General features: G+C 47.8%; 1 protein-coding gene. It reads left to right on the top strand.

What is annotated here, in order from left to right; translation table 11 throughout:
* Window positions 1-74 precede the first annotated feature (74 nt).
* A partial coding sequence (locus tag RTW80_RS30385) for an ATP-binding cassette domain-containing protein (protein ID WP_312721940.1) occupies window positions 75-245 on the top strand: 171 nt, incomplete at its 3' end.

The raw sequence follows: 245 nt of genomic DNA, 5'->3' as shown, positions 1-245 counted from the left end.
ACGTATATCGACCTTCTGAAGGGTACTACCAGTACGCTGGTACAGGGAATTAAAGCCGGAAAAAGGGAGAAATAATGAGGCAATCTGCAGGCATTGTCGTTAATGATGTTACTGTCACCTGGCGTAACGGGCCCACAGCACTGCGCGATGCATACATCACAGTACCAGGCGGATCTATTGCCGCTCTGGTTGGGGTAAACGGTTCCGGAAAATCGACGTTGTTTAAAGCGATTATGGGATTTTTT

The organism is Escherichia sp. AM3 (genome assembly GCF_032029835.1).
Classification (GTDB): Bacteria; Pseudomonadota; Gammaproteobacteria; order Enterobacterales; family Enterobacteriaceae; genus Escherichia; species Escherichia coli.
The sequence above is the reverse complement of the archived record's forward strand: the minus strand, read 5'-3'. Positions and strand labels throughout refer to the sequence as shown.